The sequence below is a fragment of the Streptomyces carminius genome (assembly GCF_002794255.1).
GTDB classification, from domain to species: domain Bacteria; phylum Actinomycetota; class Actinomycetes; order Streptomycetales; family Streptomycetaceae; genus Streptomyces; species Streptomyces carminius.
In genome coordinates this window covers 1-17560 of sequence record NZ_PGGW01000009.1, presented here as the reverse complement: position 1 = coordinate 17560, position 17560 = coordinate 1, and the positions used below count along the sequence as shown (strand labels likewise).

General features: G+C 74.2%; 16 protein-coding genes and 1 tRNA gene. 10 read left to right on the top strand and 7 right to left on the bottom strand.

Going from position 1 to position 17560, the window contains the following annotated elements:
• Positions 1–6 precede the first annotated feature (6 nt).
• Entirely contained in the window at positions 7–855 is an 849-nt protein-coding gene (locus CUT44_RS02305; RefSeq protein WP_100200414.1) for an FhaA domain-containing protein, read from the bottom strand.
• 316 nt (positions 856–1171) lie between these two features.
• On the opposite strand from CUT44_RS02305, the gene CUT44_RS02300 reads away from it, so the two are divergent.
• From CUT44_RS02300 to CUT44_RS02285, 4 genes are all read left to right on the top strand, one after another.
• Positions 1172–1255 (top strand) — tRNA-Leu (locus tag CUT44_RS02300).
• Positions 1256–1499: 244 nt separating this feature from the next.
• Positions 1500–2900 (top strand): DUF2252 domain-containing protein, encoded by a 1401-nt coding sequence (locus CUT44_RS02295; protein WP_100200413.1) that lies wholly within the window; start codon positions 1500–1502, stop codon positions 2898–2900.
• Positions 2901–3100: 200 nt separating this feature from the next.
• Positions 3101–3994 (top strand): hypothetical protein, encoded by an 894-nt coding sequence (locus CUT44_RS02290; protein ID WP_233221139.1) that lies wholly within the window; start codon positions 3101–3103, stop codon positions 3992–3994.
• Between the two features lie 44 nt (positions 3995–4038).
• A complete protein-coding gene (locus CUT44_RS02285; protein ID WP_100200412.1) occupies positions 4039–4380 on the top strand; it encodes a rhodanese-like domain-containing protein in 342 nt (113 codons plus the stop codon).
• 502 nt (positions 4381–4882) lie between these two features.
• On the opposite strand, the gene CUT44_RS02280 is transcribed toward CUT44_RS02285, so the two are convergent.
• Genes CUT44_RS02280 through paaA form a run of 5 tightly spaced genes read right to left on the bottom strand, consistent with a single transcriptional unit; the run spans position 4883 to position 8601 of the window.
• Complete coding sequence (locus CUT44_RS02280) at positions 4883–6082, bottom strand: 2Fe-2S iron-sulfur cluster-binding protein (protein WP_100200411.1); 1200 nt, start codon at positions 6080–6082, stop codon at positions 4883–4885.
• Positions 6016–6528 (bottom strand): 1,2-phenylacetyl-CoA epoxidase subunit PaaD, encoded by a 513-nt coding sequence (paaD, locus tag CUT44_RS02275; protein WP_233221136.1) that lies wholly within the window; start codon positions 6526–6528, stop codon positions 6016–6018. The genes CUT44_RS02280 and paaD overlap by 67 nt, the downstream gene beginning before the upstream one ends.
• Complete coding sequence (paaC, locus tag CUT44_RS02270; RefSeq protein ID WP_100200410.1) at positions 6525–7271, bottom strand: 1,2-phenylacetyl-CoA epoxidase subunit PaaC; 747 nt, start codon at positions 7269–7271, stop codon at positions 6525–6527. The genes paaD and paaC overlap by 4 nt, the downstream gene beginning before the upstream one ends.
• Entirely contained in the window at positions 7268–7585 is a 318-nt protein-coding gene (gene paaB / locus CUT44_RS02265) for a 1,2-phenylacetyl-CoA epoxidase subunit PaaB (protein WP_100200409.1), read from the bottom strand. The genes paaC and paaB overlap by 4 nt, the downstream gene beginning before the upstream one ends.
• Positions 7582–8601, bottom strand: a complete 1020-nt coding sequence (gene paaA, locus CUT44_RS02260) for a 1,2-phenylacetyl-CoA epoxidase subunit PaaA (RefSeq protein WP_233221133.1) — start codon at positions 8599–8601, stop codon at positions 7582–7584. The genes paaB and paaA overlap by 4 nt, the downstream gene beginning before the upstream one ends.
• A 255-nt stretch (positions 8602–8856) precedes the next feature.
• On the opposite strand from paaA, the gene CUT44_RS02255 reads away from it, so the two are divergent.
• From CUT44_RS02255 to CUT44_RS02240, 4 genes are all read left to right on the top strand, one after another.
• The gene (locus CUT44_RS02255) at positions 8857–9576 is read left to right on the top strand and encodes a DUF5819 family protein (protein ID WP_233221131.1); all 720 of its coding nucleotides are present in this window, start codon (positions 8857–8859) and stop codon (positions 9574–9576) included.
• Positions 9576–11066: an HTTM domain-containing protein gene (locus CUT44_RS33740; RefSeq protein WP_408646700.1), complete on the top strand. Its 1491-nt coding sequence runs from the start codon at positions 9576–9578 to the stop codon at positions 11064–11066. The genes CUT44_RS02255 and CUT44_RS33740 overlap by 1 nt, the downstream gene beginning before the upstream one ends.
• Entirely contained in the window at positions 11063–11743 is a 681-nt protein-coding gene (locus CUT44_RS02245) for a TrmH family RNA methyltransferase (RefSeq protein WP_100200448.1), read from the top strand. Before CUT44_RS33740 ends, CUT44_RS02245 begins: the two co-directional genes overlap by 4 nt.
• A gap of 460 nt (positions 11744–12203) precedes the next feature.
• Positions 12204–13451 (top strand): PP2C family protein-serine/threonine phosphatase, encoded by a 1248-nt coding sequence (locus CUT44_RS02240; protein ID WP_100200408.1) that lies wholly within the window; start codon positions 12204–12206, stop codon positions 13449–13451.
• Between the two features lie 171 nt (positions 13452–13622).
• Here CUT44_RS02240 and paaN read toward each other — a convergent pair whose 3' ends face one another.
• Positions 13623–15314, bottom strand: coding sequence for a phenylacetic acid degradation protein PaaN (gene paaN / locus CUT44_RS02235; protein ID WP_408646699.1), 1692 nt, complete (start codon positions 15312–15314; stop codon positions 13623–13625).
• A gap of 148 nt (positions 15315–15462) precedes the next feature.
• On the opposite strand from paaN, the gene CUT44_RS02230 reads away from it, so the two are divergent.
• Together CUT44_RS02230 and CUT44_RS02225 are read left to right on the top strand one after the other, a co-directional pair.
• Positions 15463–16116: a TetR/AcrR family transcriptional regulator gene (locus CUT44_RS02230; protein WP_100200407.1), complete on the top strand. Its 654-nt coding sequence runs from the start codon at positions 15463–15465 to the stop codon at positions 16114–16116.
• Between the two features lie 240 nt (positions 16117–16356).
• Positions 16357–17523, top strand: coding sequence for an ISAs1 family transposase (locus tag CUT44_RS02225; protein ID WP_100200406.1), 1167 nt, complete (start codon positions 16357–16359; stop codon positions 17521–17523).
• Positions 17524–17560: the final 37 nt, after the last annotated feature.

The window sequence follows — 17560 nt, the reverse complement described above, 5'->3', positions numbered from 1 at the left end:
CCCGCTTCACCCTTCGGCTTGCCGGTAAATGATCGTGGTGCTGCCCACGACGATGCGTGAGCCGTCGCGGAGCGTAGCGCGCGTGGTGTGCTGTCCGTCCACCACGATGCCGTTGGTGGAGCCCAGATCCTGGACCGTGGGCGGGTTTCCGGGCCGGATCTCGCAGTGCCGCCGGGAGACGCCCGGGTCGTCGATCCGCACGTCGGTCTCGGTGGAGCGGCCCAGCACCATGGTGGGACGGGAGATCTGGTGGCGGGTGCCGTTGATCTCGATCCACTGGCGGGCGCGGCCGGCCGGCGGCGGAGCGGCACCGGCCGGGGCGCCGGGCGCCCCCGGGGGCGGCGCGGGCGGCATGGGGGGCACACCGCCGGGACGCTGGGGCGGATATCCGTAGCCGCCGGGGGCAGCGCCGGGGGAGCCGCCGTACGGGGGCTGCTGGGCCGGCGGCTGGTGCTGGGGCTGGTGCTGGGACTGGGAGGTACTGGCGGCCAGGGTGCGGCTGCGGACCCGGTACAGGCCGGTGTCGAGGTCACCCGCCTGCTCCAGATGGACCTTGACCGACCCCATGAAGGTGTAGCGCTGCTGTTTGGCGTACTCGCGCACCATGCCGGCCAGCTCGTCGCCGAGCTGGCCGGAGTAGGGGCTGAGGCGCTCGAAGTCCGGGGTGCTGAGCTCGACGATGAAGTCGTTGGGCACGACGGTGCGCTCACGGTTCCAGATGGTCGCGTTGTTGTCGCACTCCCGCTGGAGGGCGCCCGCGATCTCCACGGGCTGCACCTCGGACTTGAACACCTTGGCGAAGGTGCCGTTGACGAGACCCTCGAGACGCTGCTCGAAGCGCTTCATTACTCCCACGGTGCACCTCCTTCCCCGATGCCCTCGGCTCTAGCGTGCTGGGCGCACACGGCGTGTCGCCTCCGATACTGCTTACTGATCGTATCCACGCGCGAGGAAAACGGCTGGTTCCCCACCTGGGTCCGACGCGTGTGGTGTCACCCCTCACACGGATCGTAGAGGTGCCTGGGGACCAGTGTCCCAAACCGCGGGGGGTCGATACGGGTGTGAGACCACCCCGGGCAGCGTGCTAATCTTCAGATGTCGCCAGGCGCTCCCGGCGGCCCGGACGGAAGCCGTCCGGGGAGTGTGGGAGAATCGAAGCGGCAACACCCATGCGCGGGTGGCGGAATAGGCAGACGCGCTGGATTCAGGTTCCAGTGCCCGAAAGGGCGTGGGGGTTCAACTCCCCCCTCGCGCACAGAGGGAACGCCGGGCGGGTCTCTCGCGGTGATGAAGATCACTGCGAGAGACCCGCCCGGCTTTGTGCTGTCCGTCCGGTCCACCCGGTCCACCCGGTCCGCGCGGGGCGCGGGTTCACCTGTGGGGGGCGGCGCGGATGTGACGCGGTCGCCACGCGGGGGCCTGACGCGCACAGCGGTAGGCGGGTACCTTCCTGTGGTGATCCGCCGGCCGCTGCCGGGCGCGGGGACAGTACACAGGGGGTGGGTGCCGTGGCCGAGCGGCTGCCGAGGGTGCCGGGCTTCGCGGACCGGTGGAGCGAGGTGTCGCCCAAGGCGGCGGGCCGGGCCCGGCGGGAGGCGGTGCCCAGGCGGGCGCACGCGGACTTCGCCGAGGCGCCGGACCGGCCGGACGCGGTGGCCGCCGTCGAGGAGTCCAACCGGGGCCGGATCGGCGAGCTGGTCCCGATCCGGGTCGGGCGGATGGCCGCCACCCCCTTCGCCTTCCTGCGCGGCTCGGCCGGGCTGATGGCGTACGACCTGGCGCACGGCACGCCCGCCACCGGGATCGGCGCGCAGCTCTGCGGGGACGCGCACGCCGCGAACTTCGGCCTCTACGGCGACGCCCGCGGCGGGCTGATCATCGACCTCAACGACTTCGACGAGACCGCGCACGGCCCCTGGGAGTGGGACCTCAAACGGCTGGCGGCCTCCCTGGTACTGGCCGGCCGCCTGACCGGGGCGGCCGAGGACGTCTGCCGGGCGGCGGCGTACGACGCGGCCGGGGCGTACCGGCGCACCGTGCGGCTGCTGGCGGGGATGTCCGCGGCGGACGCCTGGAACGCCGTCGCCGACGAGGAGCTCGTCTCGCACGCCGACGCCCACGACCTGCTGGGCACCCTGCGGCGGGTCTCCGACAAGGCGCGGCGCAACACCAGCGCCCGCTTCGCGGCCAGGTCCACCCGGGAGACCGGGGACGGCGGCCGGGCCTTCGTGGACGCCCCGCCGGTGCTGCGCCGGGCGACCGACGCGGAGGCGGCGGCCGTGGCCGCCTCGCTGGCCCAGTACCTGGACACCCTGCCCGAGGACCGCCGTCCGCTGCTGGCCCGGTACGCGATCCACGACGTGGCGTTCCGCGTCGTGGGCACCGGCAGTGTGGGCACCCGCTCGTACGTGGTGCTGCTCCTGGACCACCGGGGCAAGCCCCTGGTCCTCCAGGTGAAGGAGGCCCGGCCCTCGGTGCTGCGCCCGCACGCGGCTGCGGCCGGGTTCGCCGAGCCGGAACCGGCGCACGAGGGGCGCCGGGTGGTGCTGGGGCAGCTGCGGATGCAGGTGGTCTCCGACACCCTGCTGGGCTGGACGACCGTCGAGGGGCGGCCCTACCAGGTGCGGCAGTTCCGCAACCGCAAGGGCAGCGTGGACCCGGCGGCGCTGGCCCCCGACGAACTCGACGACTACGGGCGGATGACCGGCGCCCTGCTGGCCCGCGCGCACGCGCACAGCGCCGATCCGCGCGTCCTGGCGGGCTACTGCGGCAAGTCGGAGGAGCTGGAGGAGGCGGTGGCCGCCTTCGCCGTGGCGTACGCGGACCGTACCGAGAAGGACCACGCGGAGCTGGTGGCCGCGGTGCGCGCCGGGCGGCTGGCGGCCGAGCACGGCGTGTGAGGCGCGGGGCCGGGCGCCGTGGCCGGGTGCGGAGCCGGGGGTGACGGCACCGGGTTCCGGCGCCGTAGGGTGGCGGGGTGAAGCGCGCCTTCCGGATGCCTCCCGCAGCGGGCGTCCGCGGGGCGCCCGCCGTACCGGAGCCCCGGCCGGGGCGCGGTGGACCGGCGCGTACGCGTCAACCAGAGGCCGCGAGGAAGCCCGTGAAACCGGAAGCCCAGCAGACCCAGGATGCCCAGGACGAGGGTGTCGAACGTCTTGAGCGCGCCGTCCGCTCGGCCGAGACCGCGCTGATCGAGTTCGAGATCGCCGTGGAGACCTTCCGGGTGGAGGTGGAGAACTTCTCCCGGCTGCACGAGCAGCGGCTCGGCCCGCTGTACGGCCGGATCGAGGAACTGGACGTCCTGATCGCGGAGGCGGAGGCCGCGCGCACCGGCGACCCCGAGGACGCGCGCCGGGCGCGGGAGGCGCGGGCCGCCCTCCTGCCGATGCCCGCCGTGGAGGAGCTGTACCAGGGCTGGATGGACTCCGGCGGGCTGCCCCCGGAGGCCACCGCCATGCTCACCGGGCAGCGGGTGCGGCCGCCGGAGCGGGTGCGGCCCAGCGAGCGGGTCCGGCGCCTGTACCGCGACCTGGTCCGCACCGCGCACCCCGACCTGACGCGGGACGAGGCCGAGCGCGAGCGGCGCGAGGAGTTCCTGGTCCGGGTCAACCGCGCGTACGCCGACGGGGACGAGAAGCTGCTCGAAGAGCTGGCCGCGGAGTGGGCCGCGGGCCCGCCCGACCCGGCGGAGCGGGCGGTGCTGCGCGGCGAGGAGCTGTACGCGCGGCTGGAGTGGCTGGCGCGCCGCAAGGAGCTGCTGGCCCGCCACGCCGCGGAGCTGGAGGAGAGCGCGATAGGCAACATGCTCAGGCTGGCCCACGACGACCCGGACGGGCTGCTGGCGGAGATCGCCGAGGGGCTGCGTGCGAGGATCGCCGAGCGGGAGGCCCGGCTCGCGGAGCTGACCGGACAGCCGGACGGGGCAGGCGAGGCAGACGGGCCGGACGGAAGCGACGCCGGGGAGCGGACGGCGGGAAGCGGCGAGCGCGAGTGAACGTGAGTGAACGCGAGTGAACGCGAACGAAGGGGTGTGACCCGATGCCGTACGGCCGGATTCCGGAGGTGGACGTCGCGGCGGTGCCGTCCGACGGGCTGCTGCTCGACGTCCGGGAGGACGACGAGTGGGCGGCCGGGCACGCGGAGGGCGCCGTACACGTCCCGATGAGCGCCTTCGTGGCGCGGTTCGGCGAGGTGGCGGAGCTGGCCGCGGACCGGAAGGTGTACGTGGTCTGCCGGGTCGGTGGCCGGTCCGCGCAGGTCACCCAGTACCTGCTGGGGCAGGGGATCGACGCGGTGAACGTCGACGGCGGCATGCTGGCCTGGGCGGCGGCCGGACGGCCGCTGGTGACCGACGGGCGGGAACCGGCCCAGGTGGTGTGACGCCCCCGGCGCGGCGTGCGGTGCGCGCCGGGCCGCCGCCCGGCTGTGGCGGGCCCGACCGGCCCCGGGGCCCGGAGGGCCCGGGTTCTCGGGTGTTCGCCAGGCCCGCGGTCCGCCCTGGTCCGCGCCGTCCCGGGCTTTCCACGGCGGCCGCGGAGTGCCCGCCGGGTGTGTCCCCGTCCCGCTCGCCGGGACGTGCAGGCCGTGCGCGGGGCCGGCCCGTGCGGACACCGGGGCGTCCGGTGTCCGCCGGGGGCGCGGCCGCCGTCGGCCGGGTGTGCCGAGCTTCCGCCCGGCTGTGGCGGGCCCCGGGAGGGCGTGGGCCCTCGGGCCGCTGCCGGGGCTGTGATCCGCCCTGGGCTTCCCGGGGTGGTCCGGTTGCCCGCCGGGACGGGCGGGCCGCTCGCGGACCGGCCCGCCCGGGGCCGGGCGTGGCTCCCGGCCTCGGCCGGGCGCGTGGCCGGCGTGGGCCGACAACGTCCGGCGACGGCCCGGACGCTCCTCAGGAGTCGAAGTCCACCTCGACGGCCCCGGTCACCGGGTGCGACTGGCAGGTCAGCACGTAACCGGCCGAGACCTCCCCCGCTTCCAGGGCGAAGTGGCGGTCCATCCGCACCTCACCGGAGACCAGCCTCGCCCGGCAGGTGCCGCACACCCCGCCCCGGCAGGCGTACGGGGCGTCGGGACGGTGGCGCAGCACGGTCTCCAGGAGCGTCTCGCCCGCCCCGGCGGTCCAGCTCCCCCGCCGGCCGCCGAGCACCGCGGTGAGCTCCGTGCCGCCGGGCGCGGGGGCGGGGGCGGGGGCGGGAACAGCCTGCCGGACGGCCGTGTCCGCGGCACCCGTGCCGTCCGTGCCGTCCGCCGGCTCGTCCACGTGGAAGATCTCCTGGTGGACCGCGGCGGCGGGCACCCCGAGCGCGGCCAGGGCGCGCTCGGCGGCGCGCACCAGCCCGTGCGGCCCGCACAGGAACCAGCCGCCCACGTCCGCCACCGGCAGCAGGGCGGGCAGCAGCGCCGTCAGCCGGCCGGTGTCGGGCCGCCCGGTGGGCGGGCCCGTCCGCCGCTCCTCGCGGGAGAGGAGGTGCACGAGCTGGAAGCGGTCCGGGTGGCGGTCCTTCAGCTCGGCGGCCTCGTCCAGGAACATCGCCGAGGCCGCCGTGCGGTCGCAGCGCACCAGGTGGAACCGGGCGTCCGGTCGCTCGGCGAGCAGGGTGGCGGCCATGGACAGCACCGGGGTGATCCCGCTGCCGCCGACGACCGCCGCGAAGCGTCCGGGGCGCGGGCGCAGGGTGAAGCGCCCGGTGGGCGGCGACACCTCCACGGTGTCCCCGGCGGCCAGCTCCTTGACCGCGTAGGCGGAGAACACGCCGCCCGCCACCAGCCGGACGCCGATCCGCAGCACCGGCGCGGCGGGCGGTGCCACGGCCGGGGCGCAGACCGAGTACGTACGGCGCACCTCCGTACCGCCCGTACCGCCCGTACCGCCCGTGCCGTCGGCGGCGGCGCGCCGCAGGGTGACGTGCTGGCCGGGCGTGTGGCGGAAGACCCCGTACAGCCCGGGCGGCACCTCGAAGGTCACGGCCACCGCGTCCTCCGCCACCGGTTCGACCGCGCGGACCCGGAGCGGATGGAACCTCACGTCAGCTCCTTGAAGTGGTCGAACGGCTCCCGGCAGGCGGCGCAGCGGCGCAGCGCCTTGCATGCGGTGGAGGAGAAGCGGCTGAGCAGGACGGTGTCGGTGGAGCCGCACTGCGGGCAGCGGACGGCCAGGTCCACCGCGACCGGGCCGCACACCGTGCCCGGCCGGGGCGGGGCGATCCCGGCGGCGGCCAGCTTGCGGCGGCCCTCGGCGGTGATCGCGTCCGTCGTCCAGGGCGGTGCCAGGACGGTGCGGACGGTCACCTCGGCCACCCCGTGCGCGCGCAGTGCCCGCTCGATGTCGGCCGCCATGGCCTCCATCGCCGGGCAGCCGGTGTAGGTGGGGGTCAGCTCGACCTCCACCCGGCCCTCCCCCGTCACCCGCAGCGCGCGCAGCACCCCCAGCTCGGCCAGCGACACCACCGGCAGCTCCGGGTCCGGGACGGCGCCCGCGACCTCGTACAGCCCGGTCTCCCGCTCCCTGGGGCCCGCCGGGGCGTGCCCGGTCACCAGGAGGCTCCCGGGTGGCTGCGGTGCAGATGCTGCATCTCGGCGAGCATCCGGCCGAACGGCTCGGTGTGCACGCCCTGACGCCCGGCGCCCGCGGCCCAGGGCAGGCTCTGCGGGCCTTCGGGCGGGGCGAGCCCGGCGCGCTCCAGCACGGCGGTGACGCGCCGCGTCCACTGGGCGCGCAGCGCGTCCCGGTCCACCGTCAGACCGGGCACCGGCTGGAACAGCTCGCCGGTGTACCGCCACAGGGTGTCCAGCGCGCGGCGCATCCGCGCGCGGCTGAGCTCGGTGCCGTCGCCCAGGCGCAGCGTCCAGTGCTCGGCGTGGTCGCGGTGGTAGGCGGTCTCCTTGACCGCCTTGGCGGCCAGCGCGCCCAGTCCGTCCGGGGCGCCGGAGCCGTCGGCCAGCCGCTCGTACAGCAGCTCCTGCCAGACGGAGAAGTAGAGCTGGCGGGCGATGGTGTGCGCGAAGTCGCCGTTCGGCTGCTCCACCAGCTGGACGTTGGTGAACTCCCGCTCCTCGCGCAGGTACGCCAGCTCGTCCTCGGTGCGCTCCCCGCCACCCGCCAGCGACAGCAGGACACGGGCCTGGCCGAGCAGGTCCAGCGCGATGTTGGCGAGGGCCACCTCCTCCTCCAGCGCGGGCGCGTGCCCGGTCCACTCGGCGAGCCGGTGGGAGAGGACCAGGGCGTCGTCGCCGAGGGCCAGCGCGGCGGTGCGGAGATCCGTCCGGGGCGCGCTCACAGGTGCTCCACCCCCTCCGGGACCGTGTAGAAGGTGGGATGGCGGTACGGCTTGTCGGCGGCGGGGGCGAAGAACGGGTCCTTCTCGTCGGGTGAGGAGGCGGTGACCGCCGCCGAGGGCACCACCCAGATCGAGACGCCCTCCGAGCGCCTGGTGTACAGGTCGCGCGCGTTGCGCAGGGCCAGCTCGGCGTCGGGGGCGTGCAGGCTGCCGGCGTGGGTGTGGGACAGGCCGCGCCGGTCGCGGACGAAGACCTCCCACAGGGGCCACTCGGCGCCGCCCGTACCGCCGCCGCCCGTACCGCCGGTGCTCATGCCGTCCCGCCTTCCGCCGTACGGTCGCCGCCGCGGCCGCCCGCGTGCCTGCGGGCGTACGCCGCCGCGGCCTCGCGCACCCAGGCGCCCTCCTCGTGGGCCCGGCGCCGCCGCTCCAGCCGCTGCTCGTTGCAGGGGCCCTCGCCGCGCAGCACCCGGTGGAACTCGTCCCAGTCGACCGGGCCGAAGTCGTGGTGCCCGCGCTCCTCGTTCCAGCGCAGCTCCGGGTCGGGCAGGGTCAGGCCGAGGGAGGCGGCCTGGGGGACGCAGATGTCCACGAAGCGCTGGCGCAGCTCGTCGTTGGAGTGCCGCTTGATCCTCCAGGCCATGGAGCGCGCGGAGTGCGCGGACTCGCCGTCGGGCGGCCCGAACATCATCAGCGACGGCCACCACCAGCGGTCCACGGCGTCCTGGGCCATGGCGTGCTGGGCCGGTGTGCCGCGGCTGAGTGCGAGCAGCAGCTCGTACCCCTGGCGCTGGTGGAAGGACTCCTCCTTGCAGATCCGGACCATGGCGCGGGCGTACGGCCCGTAGGAGCAGCGGCACAGCGGCACCTGGTTGGTGATCGCGGCGCCGTCCACCAGCCAGCCGATGGCGCCGACGTCGGCCCAGGTGAGGGTGGGGTAGTTGAAGATCGAGGAGTACTTCTGGCGGCCGGAGTGCAGTTTGTCGAGCAGCTCCTCGCGGCTGACGCCGAGGGTCTCGGCGGCGCCGTAGAGATACAGCCCGTGCCCGGCCTCGTCCTGCACCTTGGCCAGCAGGATCGCCTTGCGGCGCAGGGAGGGCGCCCGGGTGATCCAGTTGGCCTCCGGCTGCATGCCGATGATCTCGGAGTGGGCGTGCTGGGCGATCTGGCGGATCAGCGTGGCGCGGTAGGCGTCGGGCATCCAGTCGCGCGGCTCGATCCGCTCCTCGGCGGCGACGGCCGCCTCGAAGGCCCGCTCGTACGCCGCGCCGTCCCCGTCGTCCCTGCCGCCTCCGCCGCCCCGTTCCGTCTCCGGCAGCAGCGTCGTCATGTCCGGCTCCCTCGTTCCGCGTGCTCTCCGTGCCCTGGACGAGAACCTACCGACCGATCGTTCGGTTCAATGGTGGTCGAGTGGTCCCCAAGGTGTCAAGGCTGTGGCTAGTCTCGTAGGGCCGTCCACGGGGGTGCGGCCGGCCGGTGCTGGGGCGCGGGGGCCGCGAACGGACAGATCACACGCGGGGCGCCGGACACGCGAGCACACGAACACGCAGGCCTGCGCACACGCGGACATCGGATCGGGGAGGGCATGGAGCCAGCAGCACAGCCGCGCCGGGGGGACCGGGAGCGCCCGGACGGCCGGGAGGACGCGGAGAGCCGGGAGGACGTGTCCCGGCAGGGGGTGATGGCGCTGCCGCCCCCGGCCAGGATCGCCGTCGCGATTGCGCTGGGGGCCGTCGGCGTGTTCGTCGCCGTCCATCTGGCGATGGTCTTCCTGCACATCGCGCCGTCGAACACGCTCAGCAGGCAGCACGGCGAGGTGGTGGAGGAGTACGTCTACCCGGAGTTCGAGCAGAACTGGAAACTGTTCGCGCCCAACCCCCTCCAGCAGAACGTCGCCGTCCACGCGCGGGCCGAGGTGCGCAAGCCGGACGGCGCCACCGAGACGACCGGCTGGGTGGACCTGACGGCCATGGACGTCGAGGAGATCCGCGGCAACCTCTTCCCCAGCCACACCGCCCAGAACGAACTCCGCCGGGCCTGGGACTTCTTCACCGGCTCGCACGACGACCGGCACCAGCCCAACGGGGTGCGCGGCGAGCTCTCCGAGGAGTACCTGAAGCGGATCGTGATGCTGCGGTTCGGGCCGGAGCTCAACGGCGGCGAGATCACCCGCGTCCAGGTGCGGTCGGCGACGACTCCGGTTGCGTCACCGCCCTGGAGCGACGAGAGCACCAGCACCGAGACCACCTACCAGGAGCTGCCCTGGTGGTCGGTCGACCGCACGGACGTCCCGGAGGGCGAGTGATGAAGTCCGAAACCGACCGGGACCCGGCCGGCCCGTCGCCCGCCGAGCCGTCCGCCGAGCCGCCCACCGAGGCATCCCCTGGTCCGTCCCCCGAGCCGTCCGCCGCTCCGCTCCGGGCCGTGCTGCGGCGGTCCGCCGAGGCCGCCGACCGGGCGATGGTCGGCGGCATCGTGAAGATCACCGCCCGGCCGCTGGGCCCGTACCAGAGTGCGGTCGTCCGCATCGGGTTCGCCCTCGCCTGGCTGCTCTACCTGCTGTTCGAGTGGCCGAACCGGCACGAGCTGTACGGCCCGGACGGCCCGTGGAGCTGGGAGCTGGGCCGTCGGCTGATCGAGACCAACAACGCCTTCACGGCGCTGATGTGGTCCGACAGCACCGTCTGGTTCGAGATCGTCTACGCCGTCGCCGTGCTCTCCGGCGCCGCCCTGCTGGTCGGCTGGCGCACCCGGACCATGTCGGTCCTGTTCATGCTCGGGGTGCTGTCGCTGCAGAACCGCAGCGTCTTCATGGGGGACGGCGGTGACAACGTCATCCATCTGATGGCGATCTACCTGGTGTTCACCCGCTGCGGCCGGGTCTGGTCCCTCGACGCCCGCCGCCGCGCCCGGCGGCCGGAGGCGGGGCCGGACGGTCCGGGCGGCGACCCGGTCGGTGTGGCGCTGTGGTCGGTCCTGGGCGCCGTCCTGCTGGGGATCACCGTGCGCGGCGATCTCGACTGGTTCGGCGGGACCGGACCGGTGCCCTTCCTCGGCTGGGCGACCGTGCTGTGGGGGCTGTGGCTGGCGCACGCGCTGTGGTGGGCCGTGCGGCCCCGGCCCGCCGAGGCCGCCGCGGCCCCGTCCGAAGCGGCGGACACCGGACCGGCGGACACCGCCGGCCCGGCACCGGAGGGCGAGGACCGCCCGGGCGGCCGGGACCGCCGGACGGACGCCCGCCGCTTCCTGGACGTCCTCACCAACGTGGTCCACAACGCCGCCCTGCTGGTGATCATGGTCGAGGTCTGCTTCATCTACGCGACCGCGGGCTGGTACAAGATCCAGGGCTCGCGCTGGCAGGACGGCACCGCCCTCCACTACCCCCTGAACCTGGACTACTTCACCCCCTGGCCCGCCCTCTCCGAGGCCCTGGGCTCCAACGGGGTGCTGGTCATGCTGATCACCTACGGCACGGTGATCGTCCAGGTCGCCTTCCCCTTCACCCTCTTCAACCGCCGGGTGAAGAACGTGCTGCTCGCCGTGATGATGCTGGAACACGCCTCCATCGCCGTCGTCCTGGGGCTGCCGTTCTTCTCGCTCGCCATGATCGCCGCCGACGCCGTCTTCCTGCCGACGGCCTTCCTGGTGTGGCTGGGTGCCCGGACGGCGCGGAACACCGGACGGCTGCGGCGGTTCGCCCGCCGCGGGGAGCGGGACGGGGCGGCCGGGGAGCCCGCCGGACCGGACGGCGGCACCGGGTCCGGCGCGGACTCCCCGCGTACTCTCGTGGGGTGAACGAGGGCGAGACACGGGACCCGGGACCGGAACCGGAACCGGAACCGGAAGCGTTGCAGTACGACGAGGGCCACGGCCTTCAGGTGGGGGTCGGTCCCCACCCGGGGCCGTGGCCGGACGACGAGCGGTACGACCCGGAGCTGCTGGCGGGCGGCGACCGGCGCAACGTCGTCGACCGCTACCGCTACTGGCGGCGCGAGGCGATCGTCGCCGATCTCGACACCCGGCGGCACGACTTCCACGTCGCGGTCGAGAACTGGACCCACGACTTCAACATCGGCAGCGTCGTCCGCACCGCCAACGCCTTCCTCGCCGCGAAGGTCCACATCGTCGGCAGGCGCCGCTGGAACCGGCGCGGGGCGATGGTCACCGACCGCTACCAGCACATCGTCCACCACCCGGACGTGGCCGCCCTCGCCGACTGGGCCCGCGCCGAGGGACTGCCGATCGTCGGCATCGACAATCTCCCCGGCGCCGTCCCGCTGGAGACCACCGAACTGCCGCGCCGCTGTGTGCTGCTCTTCGGGCAGGAGGGGCCGGGGCTGACCGGGGATGCCTGGAAGCACGCCGAACGGGTGTGCTCCATCGCCCAGTTCGGCTCCACCCGCTCCATCAACGCGGGCGCGGCGGCGGCCATCGCCATGCACACCTGGATACGCGCGCACGCCGGGGTCTAGGTGTGCCGCCCCGGGACGTCGGTGACCGGCACACCGTGCTCGCCCCGGACCCGGGCCGGGAAACCGGCCACCAGGCGCCCAGTGGCCGGGACTTCACCACACCCCGCCGCAGCCCGCGCTCGCCCGCAGCGTCGGCGGCTGCCGTACCCCGCCCTGCACCGTCCTCTCGGCCTCGGTCGCCGGACACCCTGTCCGCGCCGTTCCGCCCCGTACGGCCCCGCGGCACGGCCCGCACCGCGCGAGAGCCCGGTACCCTGTGCCCGGCGATGCCCGCGTCACCTCTCCACCCGGCGTCCTCCACCTCGGGTGTGCCGCGGCGCGGCAGCCGCCACGAGGGCCGGCCCGGTGTCACAGGGACGGACGGCGCAGTGCTGTCTCCGCGGTCGGTGTGCCGTGGCCGGCTTCGCGCCACCAGTGTCCGGGGTACTCGGGGAGGGACGCACGGACCAAGGAGGCCGATGTGGCGGATGAGCGGTTCGGACTGGGGGAGATCCTCGCGGCAGCGGAGGACGCCGCGCCGGTGGAGTCCATCGATGTGATCGCGCGCAACCTGCGCGACCGGTTCGGCGCGGTCGCCGTGTCGTTCTTGTTCCTGGACCTGGTGGGGCGGGAACTGGTGCGGCTGACGGAGGAAGGCGAGCCCCACGGCGGGCGCGGCGCCGACCGGATCGGGTTGCGCGACAGCGTCCACGACGAGGTGCTGCGCACCCAGCGGCTCATCGTGACCCCGGACGGCAGAGGCGGGCAGCAGGTGATCGCCCCGGTGACGAACCGCGGTGACACCATCGGCGTGCTGGAACTGACCCTGCCCCACGCCGGCGAGGACGTGCTGGAGCAGGTCGGCCAGGCCGCGCACGCGCTGGCATACATCATCGTCACCGACCGGCGCTTCACCGATCTCTACCTCTGGGGTCAGCGCACCACCGCCGTGAGCCTGGCCGCCGAGATCCAGCACCAGCTGCTGCCCACGGCCTCCTGCTGCGAAGCCGCCCAGTTCACCCTCGCCGGCGCCCTGGCGCCCGCCGAGGACATCGGCGGTGACACCTTCGACTACGCCCTGGACCGCGAAACCCTCCACCTGTCCGTCACCGACGCCATGGGCCACAACGTCGACTCCGCCCTGCTGGCCACCCTCCTGGTCAACGCCTCCCGCGGCGCCCGCCGCGCCGGTTGCGACCTGGCAGAACAGGCCCGCCAGACCCACCAGGCGCTCCTCGACCACGGCCGGGGCACCCTGGCCACCGGCCAGTTGCTGCGCGTGAGCCTGGACGGGACCGGCGCCCAGTTGGTCAACGCCGGCCACCCCTGGCCGCTGCTCCTGCGCGACGGAGCCGTGCGGGAGGTGCCCCTGGACGTCAACCTGCCCTTCGGTGTCCCCGCACCCCGCCCCCACCGCGTCCAGGACCTCGATCTGCGCCCCGGCGACCGGCTCATGCTCTACACCGACGGCGTACAGGAACGTGCGGCCGGAACCGTCGACCTGTCGGCTCTCCTCTCCAAGACCCGTTACCAGCACCCCCGCGAAACCGTCCGCGCGCTGGTCGGTGCCGTGATGGACGCCTGCCACGGCCAACTCGCCGACGATGCCACCGTTCTGTGCCTGGACTGGCACGGTCCCGGCCCCGGCGGTCGGCACACGCAAGCCGGAGCCGACACCGGTGACCCTCTCGCCATGGACACCCGCAGGCCCGCCGCCGGTGACAGGTAGCAGGCTGATCCGGTGGAGACGACCATGCTTCGCCACCCAGGACACCGTCACCCGGCTGATCACCGCCGTCCGTGCGGTGAGCCACGAGGTCCGCGGCGCCGGTGTCCGGCGGCGGTCTGCGGCAACCGGGCCGAGGGCCCCGGCACCCCACCCGCGTCCGGACGCGGTGCGTCAGGCCGGCCGGCGCACCTCCACCGTCCGGAAGCGGTCCGCCACGAAGGCGGCGTCGCACAGTGCCGCGCTGGCCGCCGGATTGCCGCCGGAGCCGTGCAGGTCGGAGAACGCCGCGGTCTGGTTGACGTACACCCCGCCGGTGAGGTTCAGCGAGAGCTGGGCGCACTCCTCCAGACAGGCCTCCGTCACCAGGCGCTCCACCTGCGGCGAGGTGGTGTACGCGCCGACCGTCATCGCGCCCCGCTCCCGCACGGTGCGGCGCAGCAGCTCCACCGCGCGGGCGGTGGAGTCCACGGCCACCGCGAAGGACACCGGGCCGAAGCACTCCTCCAGCAGCACCGGCTCCGACTCCGGCCGGTCGCCGTCCAGCTTCACGACCAGCGGGGTGCGGACGGTGGCCTCGGGGAACTCCGGGTGCGCGACCGCGCGGGAGACCAGCGCGAGCTCCCCCGGCCCGTCCGGCCCGGCGGCCGCCTCCAGCCGCTCCAGCACCCCCGGGTTGACGATCGCGCCCAGCAGCGCCACCGCCCGCCGGTCGTCGCCGAGCAGCTTGTCCACCGCGCCCGCCAGGTCGGAGACCACCTCGTCGTAGGACCTGTGGCCGGTGTCGGTGTCGATGCCGCCCCGGGGGATCAGCAGGTTCTGCGGGGTGGTGCACATCTGGCCGCTGTAGAGGGACAGTGAGAAGGCCAGGTTGCCGAGCATGCCGCGGTAGTCGTCGGTGGAGTCGACCAGCACCGTGTTGACCCCGGCCTTCTCGGTGAAGACCACCGCCTGCCGGGCGTTGGCCTCCAGCCAGTCGCCGAAGGCCGTGGAGCCGGTGTAGTCGACGATCCGGATCTCCGGGCGGACGGCCAGCTCCTTCGCGACACCCTCGCCGTCCCGCTCGGCGGCCAGCGCCACCAGGTCCGGGTCGAAGCCGGCCTCGGCGAGGACCTCCCGGGCGGTGCGCACGGTCAGCGCCAGCGGCAGCACGGCGCGCGGATGCGGCTTGACCAGCACCGGGTTTCCGGTGGCCAGCGAGGCGAACAGACCCGGGTAGCCGTTCCAGGTCGGGAAGGTGTTGCAGCCGACCAGCAGCGCGACGCCGCGCGGCACCGCCGTGAACTCCTTGCGCAGCCGCAGCGGGTCCCGCCTGCCCTGCGGCTTGGTCCACTCGGCTGCCCCCGGCAGGCGGGTCTGCTCGGCGTACGCGTACGCCACCGCCTCCAGACCGCGGTCCTGGGCGTGCGGGCCGCCGGCCTGGAGCGCCATCAGGTACGCCTGCCCGCTGGTGTGCATCACCGCGTGGGCGAACTCGTGGGTGCGCGCGTTGATCCGGGCCAGGATCTCCAGGCAGACCGCCGCCCGCACTCCGGGACCGGCGTCCCGCCAGGCGGGCAGCGCGGCGCGCATGGCGGGCAGCAGCACGTCCGGGTCGGCGTGCGGGTACTCGGTGCCCAGCCCGATGCCGTACGGCGAGACCTCGCCGGGCACCCAGCCGTCGGTGCCGGGCTGGTCCAGCTCGAAGCGGCGGCCGAGCAGCGCCTCGAAGGCGGCCTTCCCGGCGGCGGCGTCCGGGGAGCCGTGCTCGGTGCCGTACGCCTTCGGGTGCTCGGGGTACGGGGACCAGTACTCCCGGGTGCGGATCGCCTCCAGCGCCCGGTCCAGCACCGGGCGGTGCCTCTCCACGAGCTCTGCTGCGGTCAACGGAACCAACTCCTCGTCGGGCGGACGGGCCGGTACGGCGGGTATGACGGGTATGGCGGTATGGCGGTATGGCGGTATGGGGAGATACTGCAACCGAACGATCGGTCGGGGCAAGGGGAGCGGCGCGGCTGCGACTACCATCGGGGCCATGCCAGCCGAGGCCGTTCCCGCCGAGCCGGCCGCCAAGCGGTCCCCCCGCCCGTCCGGGCGCGACACCTACACGCCCGAGTCGCTCCTCGCGGTCGCCGTGGAGGTCTTCATCGAGCGCGGCTACGACGGCACCTCCATGGAGCACCTCTCCCGGGCCGCGGGGATATCGAAGTCGTCCATCTACCACCATGTGCGCGGCAAGGAGGAACTGCTGCGCCGGGCCACCGCCCGCGCCCTGGACGGCCTCTTCGCCGTCCTGGCCGAGCCGGCGGCCCGCCGCGGCCGGGCGGTCGAGCGGCTGGAGCACGTCATCCGCCGCACCGCCGAGGTGCTGCTGGCCGAGCTGCCCTACGTCACGCTGCTGCTGCGGGTGCGGGGCAACACCCGCACCGAGCGCTGGGCGCTGGAGCGCCGCCGCGAGTTCGACCGCCGGGTCGCGGCCCTGCTGCGGGAGGCCGTCGCCGAGGGCGACCTGCGGGCCGACCTCGACGCCCGGCTGGCCACCCGGCTGCTCTTCGGGATGATCAACTCCGTCGTGGAGTGGTACCGGCCCCAGCCGGACGTCCCCTCGGACGCCTCCTCCGGGTCCCCGGACGGCGAGCGGATCACCGAGACGGTCGTCCGGCTCGCCTTCGAGGGCCTGCGCCGGTAGCGGGGCCGCGCGCCACCGCGACGGTGGGCTCCACGGCAGCCGTGCCGTGGTCCGTTCCGGTGCAGTGGCCCCGGGCCAGGGGCATTGCATGTTTGGGGCTTGGGTGGGCTTGTCCCGCGAGGTCCGAGATCGCCCGGTGCGGAGGGCGGATGCAGGTGCAGGCACGACTTCGGTGATCATGTAGGTGTCGAATCCGCATGACCACAACCGAAGACCGTGCCTGCGTCCCTATCTTCTCCCATGCCTCGAGGGCTGGAGCAACTGGCCCGTACCCGCTCGCCGCAGCCGCTGCCCGACGCGGTCTGCCTGGCCCGTTTCCTGTCCGGACTGCCCGATCCGCGTGACCGCCGTGGCCGGCGTTTCCCGCTGGTCGCCCTCGTGTCGGCGGCTGCCGCCGGTGTGCTGGCCGGCGCCCGGTCCCTGACCGCGATCGCCGAGTGGATCGCGGACGCGCCCCGCTGGGTCCTCACCGCTGTCGGGTTCAGGACCGACCCGTTCAGCAAGACGATCCCGGTGCCCCACCCGACCACGGTGATGCGGCTGCTCAGCCGTCTCGACGGCGACGCCTTCGACGCCGCAGTCTGCGCGTTCCTCCGGTCCAGGGACGACTCTCGCCAGGCCGGGACACGGTGGCGGGCTGTGTCGGTGGACGGAAAGGTCCTGCGCGGATCCCGCCTCCCCGGCCGGAAGGCCGTGTGGCTGCTGGCCGCCATGGACCACTCCGGCACCGTCCTGGGGCAGCGACAGATCGCGGACAAGAGCAACGAGACCCCCTCGTTCATCCCGCTGATGACCGGCATCGATCTGGAGAACACCGTGGTCACGGCGGACGCGGCGCACACCCAGCACGCGAACGGCGCCTGGCTGCGCGAACAGAACGCGCACTACGTCGCCGTGGTGAAGGCCAACCACCCCGGTCTGCTGGACCGGCTGAAACAGCTGCCATGGAAGGACATCCGCCTCGACCACTACGACAAGGCGACACGGCACCACCGGGTCGAGATCCGGCGGCTCAAGACCGCGGCATTCCGGCACCTTGACTATCCCGACGCCCGCCAGGCCCTTCAGGTCGTCCGCTGGCGCAAGGACCTGACCAGCGGAAAGCTGTCGATCCAGCGTCTCTACTTCGTCACCAGCCTCCCCGCCGGCGCCGCCACCGGCACCGAGCTGGCCGGCTGGATCCGCGGCCACTGGAAGATCGAGAACCAGCTCCATCACGTCCGCGACGCCACGTTCGCCGAGGACGCCTCAAGGATCCGCAGCGGCAGCTTGCCCCGCGCCATGGCCACCTTGCGGAACCTCGCCATCAGCGTGTTCCGCCAGGACGGCCACACCAACATCGCCGCTGCCTGCCGCCACACCAGCCGTGACCCCCGACGAGCACTCACCACGCTCGGCATCACATGATCAATCAGACAGATCGACTACACGCAAAGACCCTGGG

Excerpts from the sequence above, each read along its gene's own strand:
- CUT44_RS02225 (WP_100200406.1), top strand. The coding sequence starts at position 16,357 with ATGCCTCGAGGGCTGGAGCAACTGGCCCGTACCCGCTCGCCGCAGCCG.
- CUT44_RS02285 (WP_100200412.1), top strand. The coding sequence starts at position 4,039 with ATGCCGTACGGCCGGATTCCGGAGGTGGACGTCGCGGCGGTGCCGTCC.
- paaA (WP_233221133.1), bottom strand. The coding sequence starts at position 8,601 with ATGACGACGCTGCTGCCGGAGACGGAACGGGGCGGCGGAGGCGGCAGG.
- CUT44_RS02255 (WP_233221131.1), top strand. The coding sequence starts at position 8,857 with ATGGAGCCAGCAGCACAGCCGCGCCGGGGGGACCGGGAGCGCCCGGAC.
- CUT44_RS02230 (WP_100200407.1), top strand. The coding sequence starts at position 15,463 with ATGCCAGCCGAGGCCGTTCCCGCCGAGCCGGCCGCCAAGCGGTCCCCC.
- paaB (WP_100200409.1), bottom strand. The coding sequence starts at position 7,585 with ATGAGCACCGGCGGTACGGGCGGCGGCGGTACGGGCGGCGCCGAGTGG.
- CUT44_RS33740 (WP_408646700.1), top strand. The coding sequence starts at position 9,576 with ATGAAGTCCGAAACCGACCGGGACCCGGCCGGCCCGTCGCCCGCCGAG.
- CUT44_RS02280 (WP_100200411.1), bottom strand. The coding sequence starts at position 6,082 with ATGCAAGGCGCTGCGCCGCTGCGCCGCCTGCCGGGAGCCGTTCGACCA.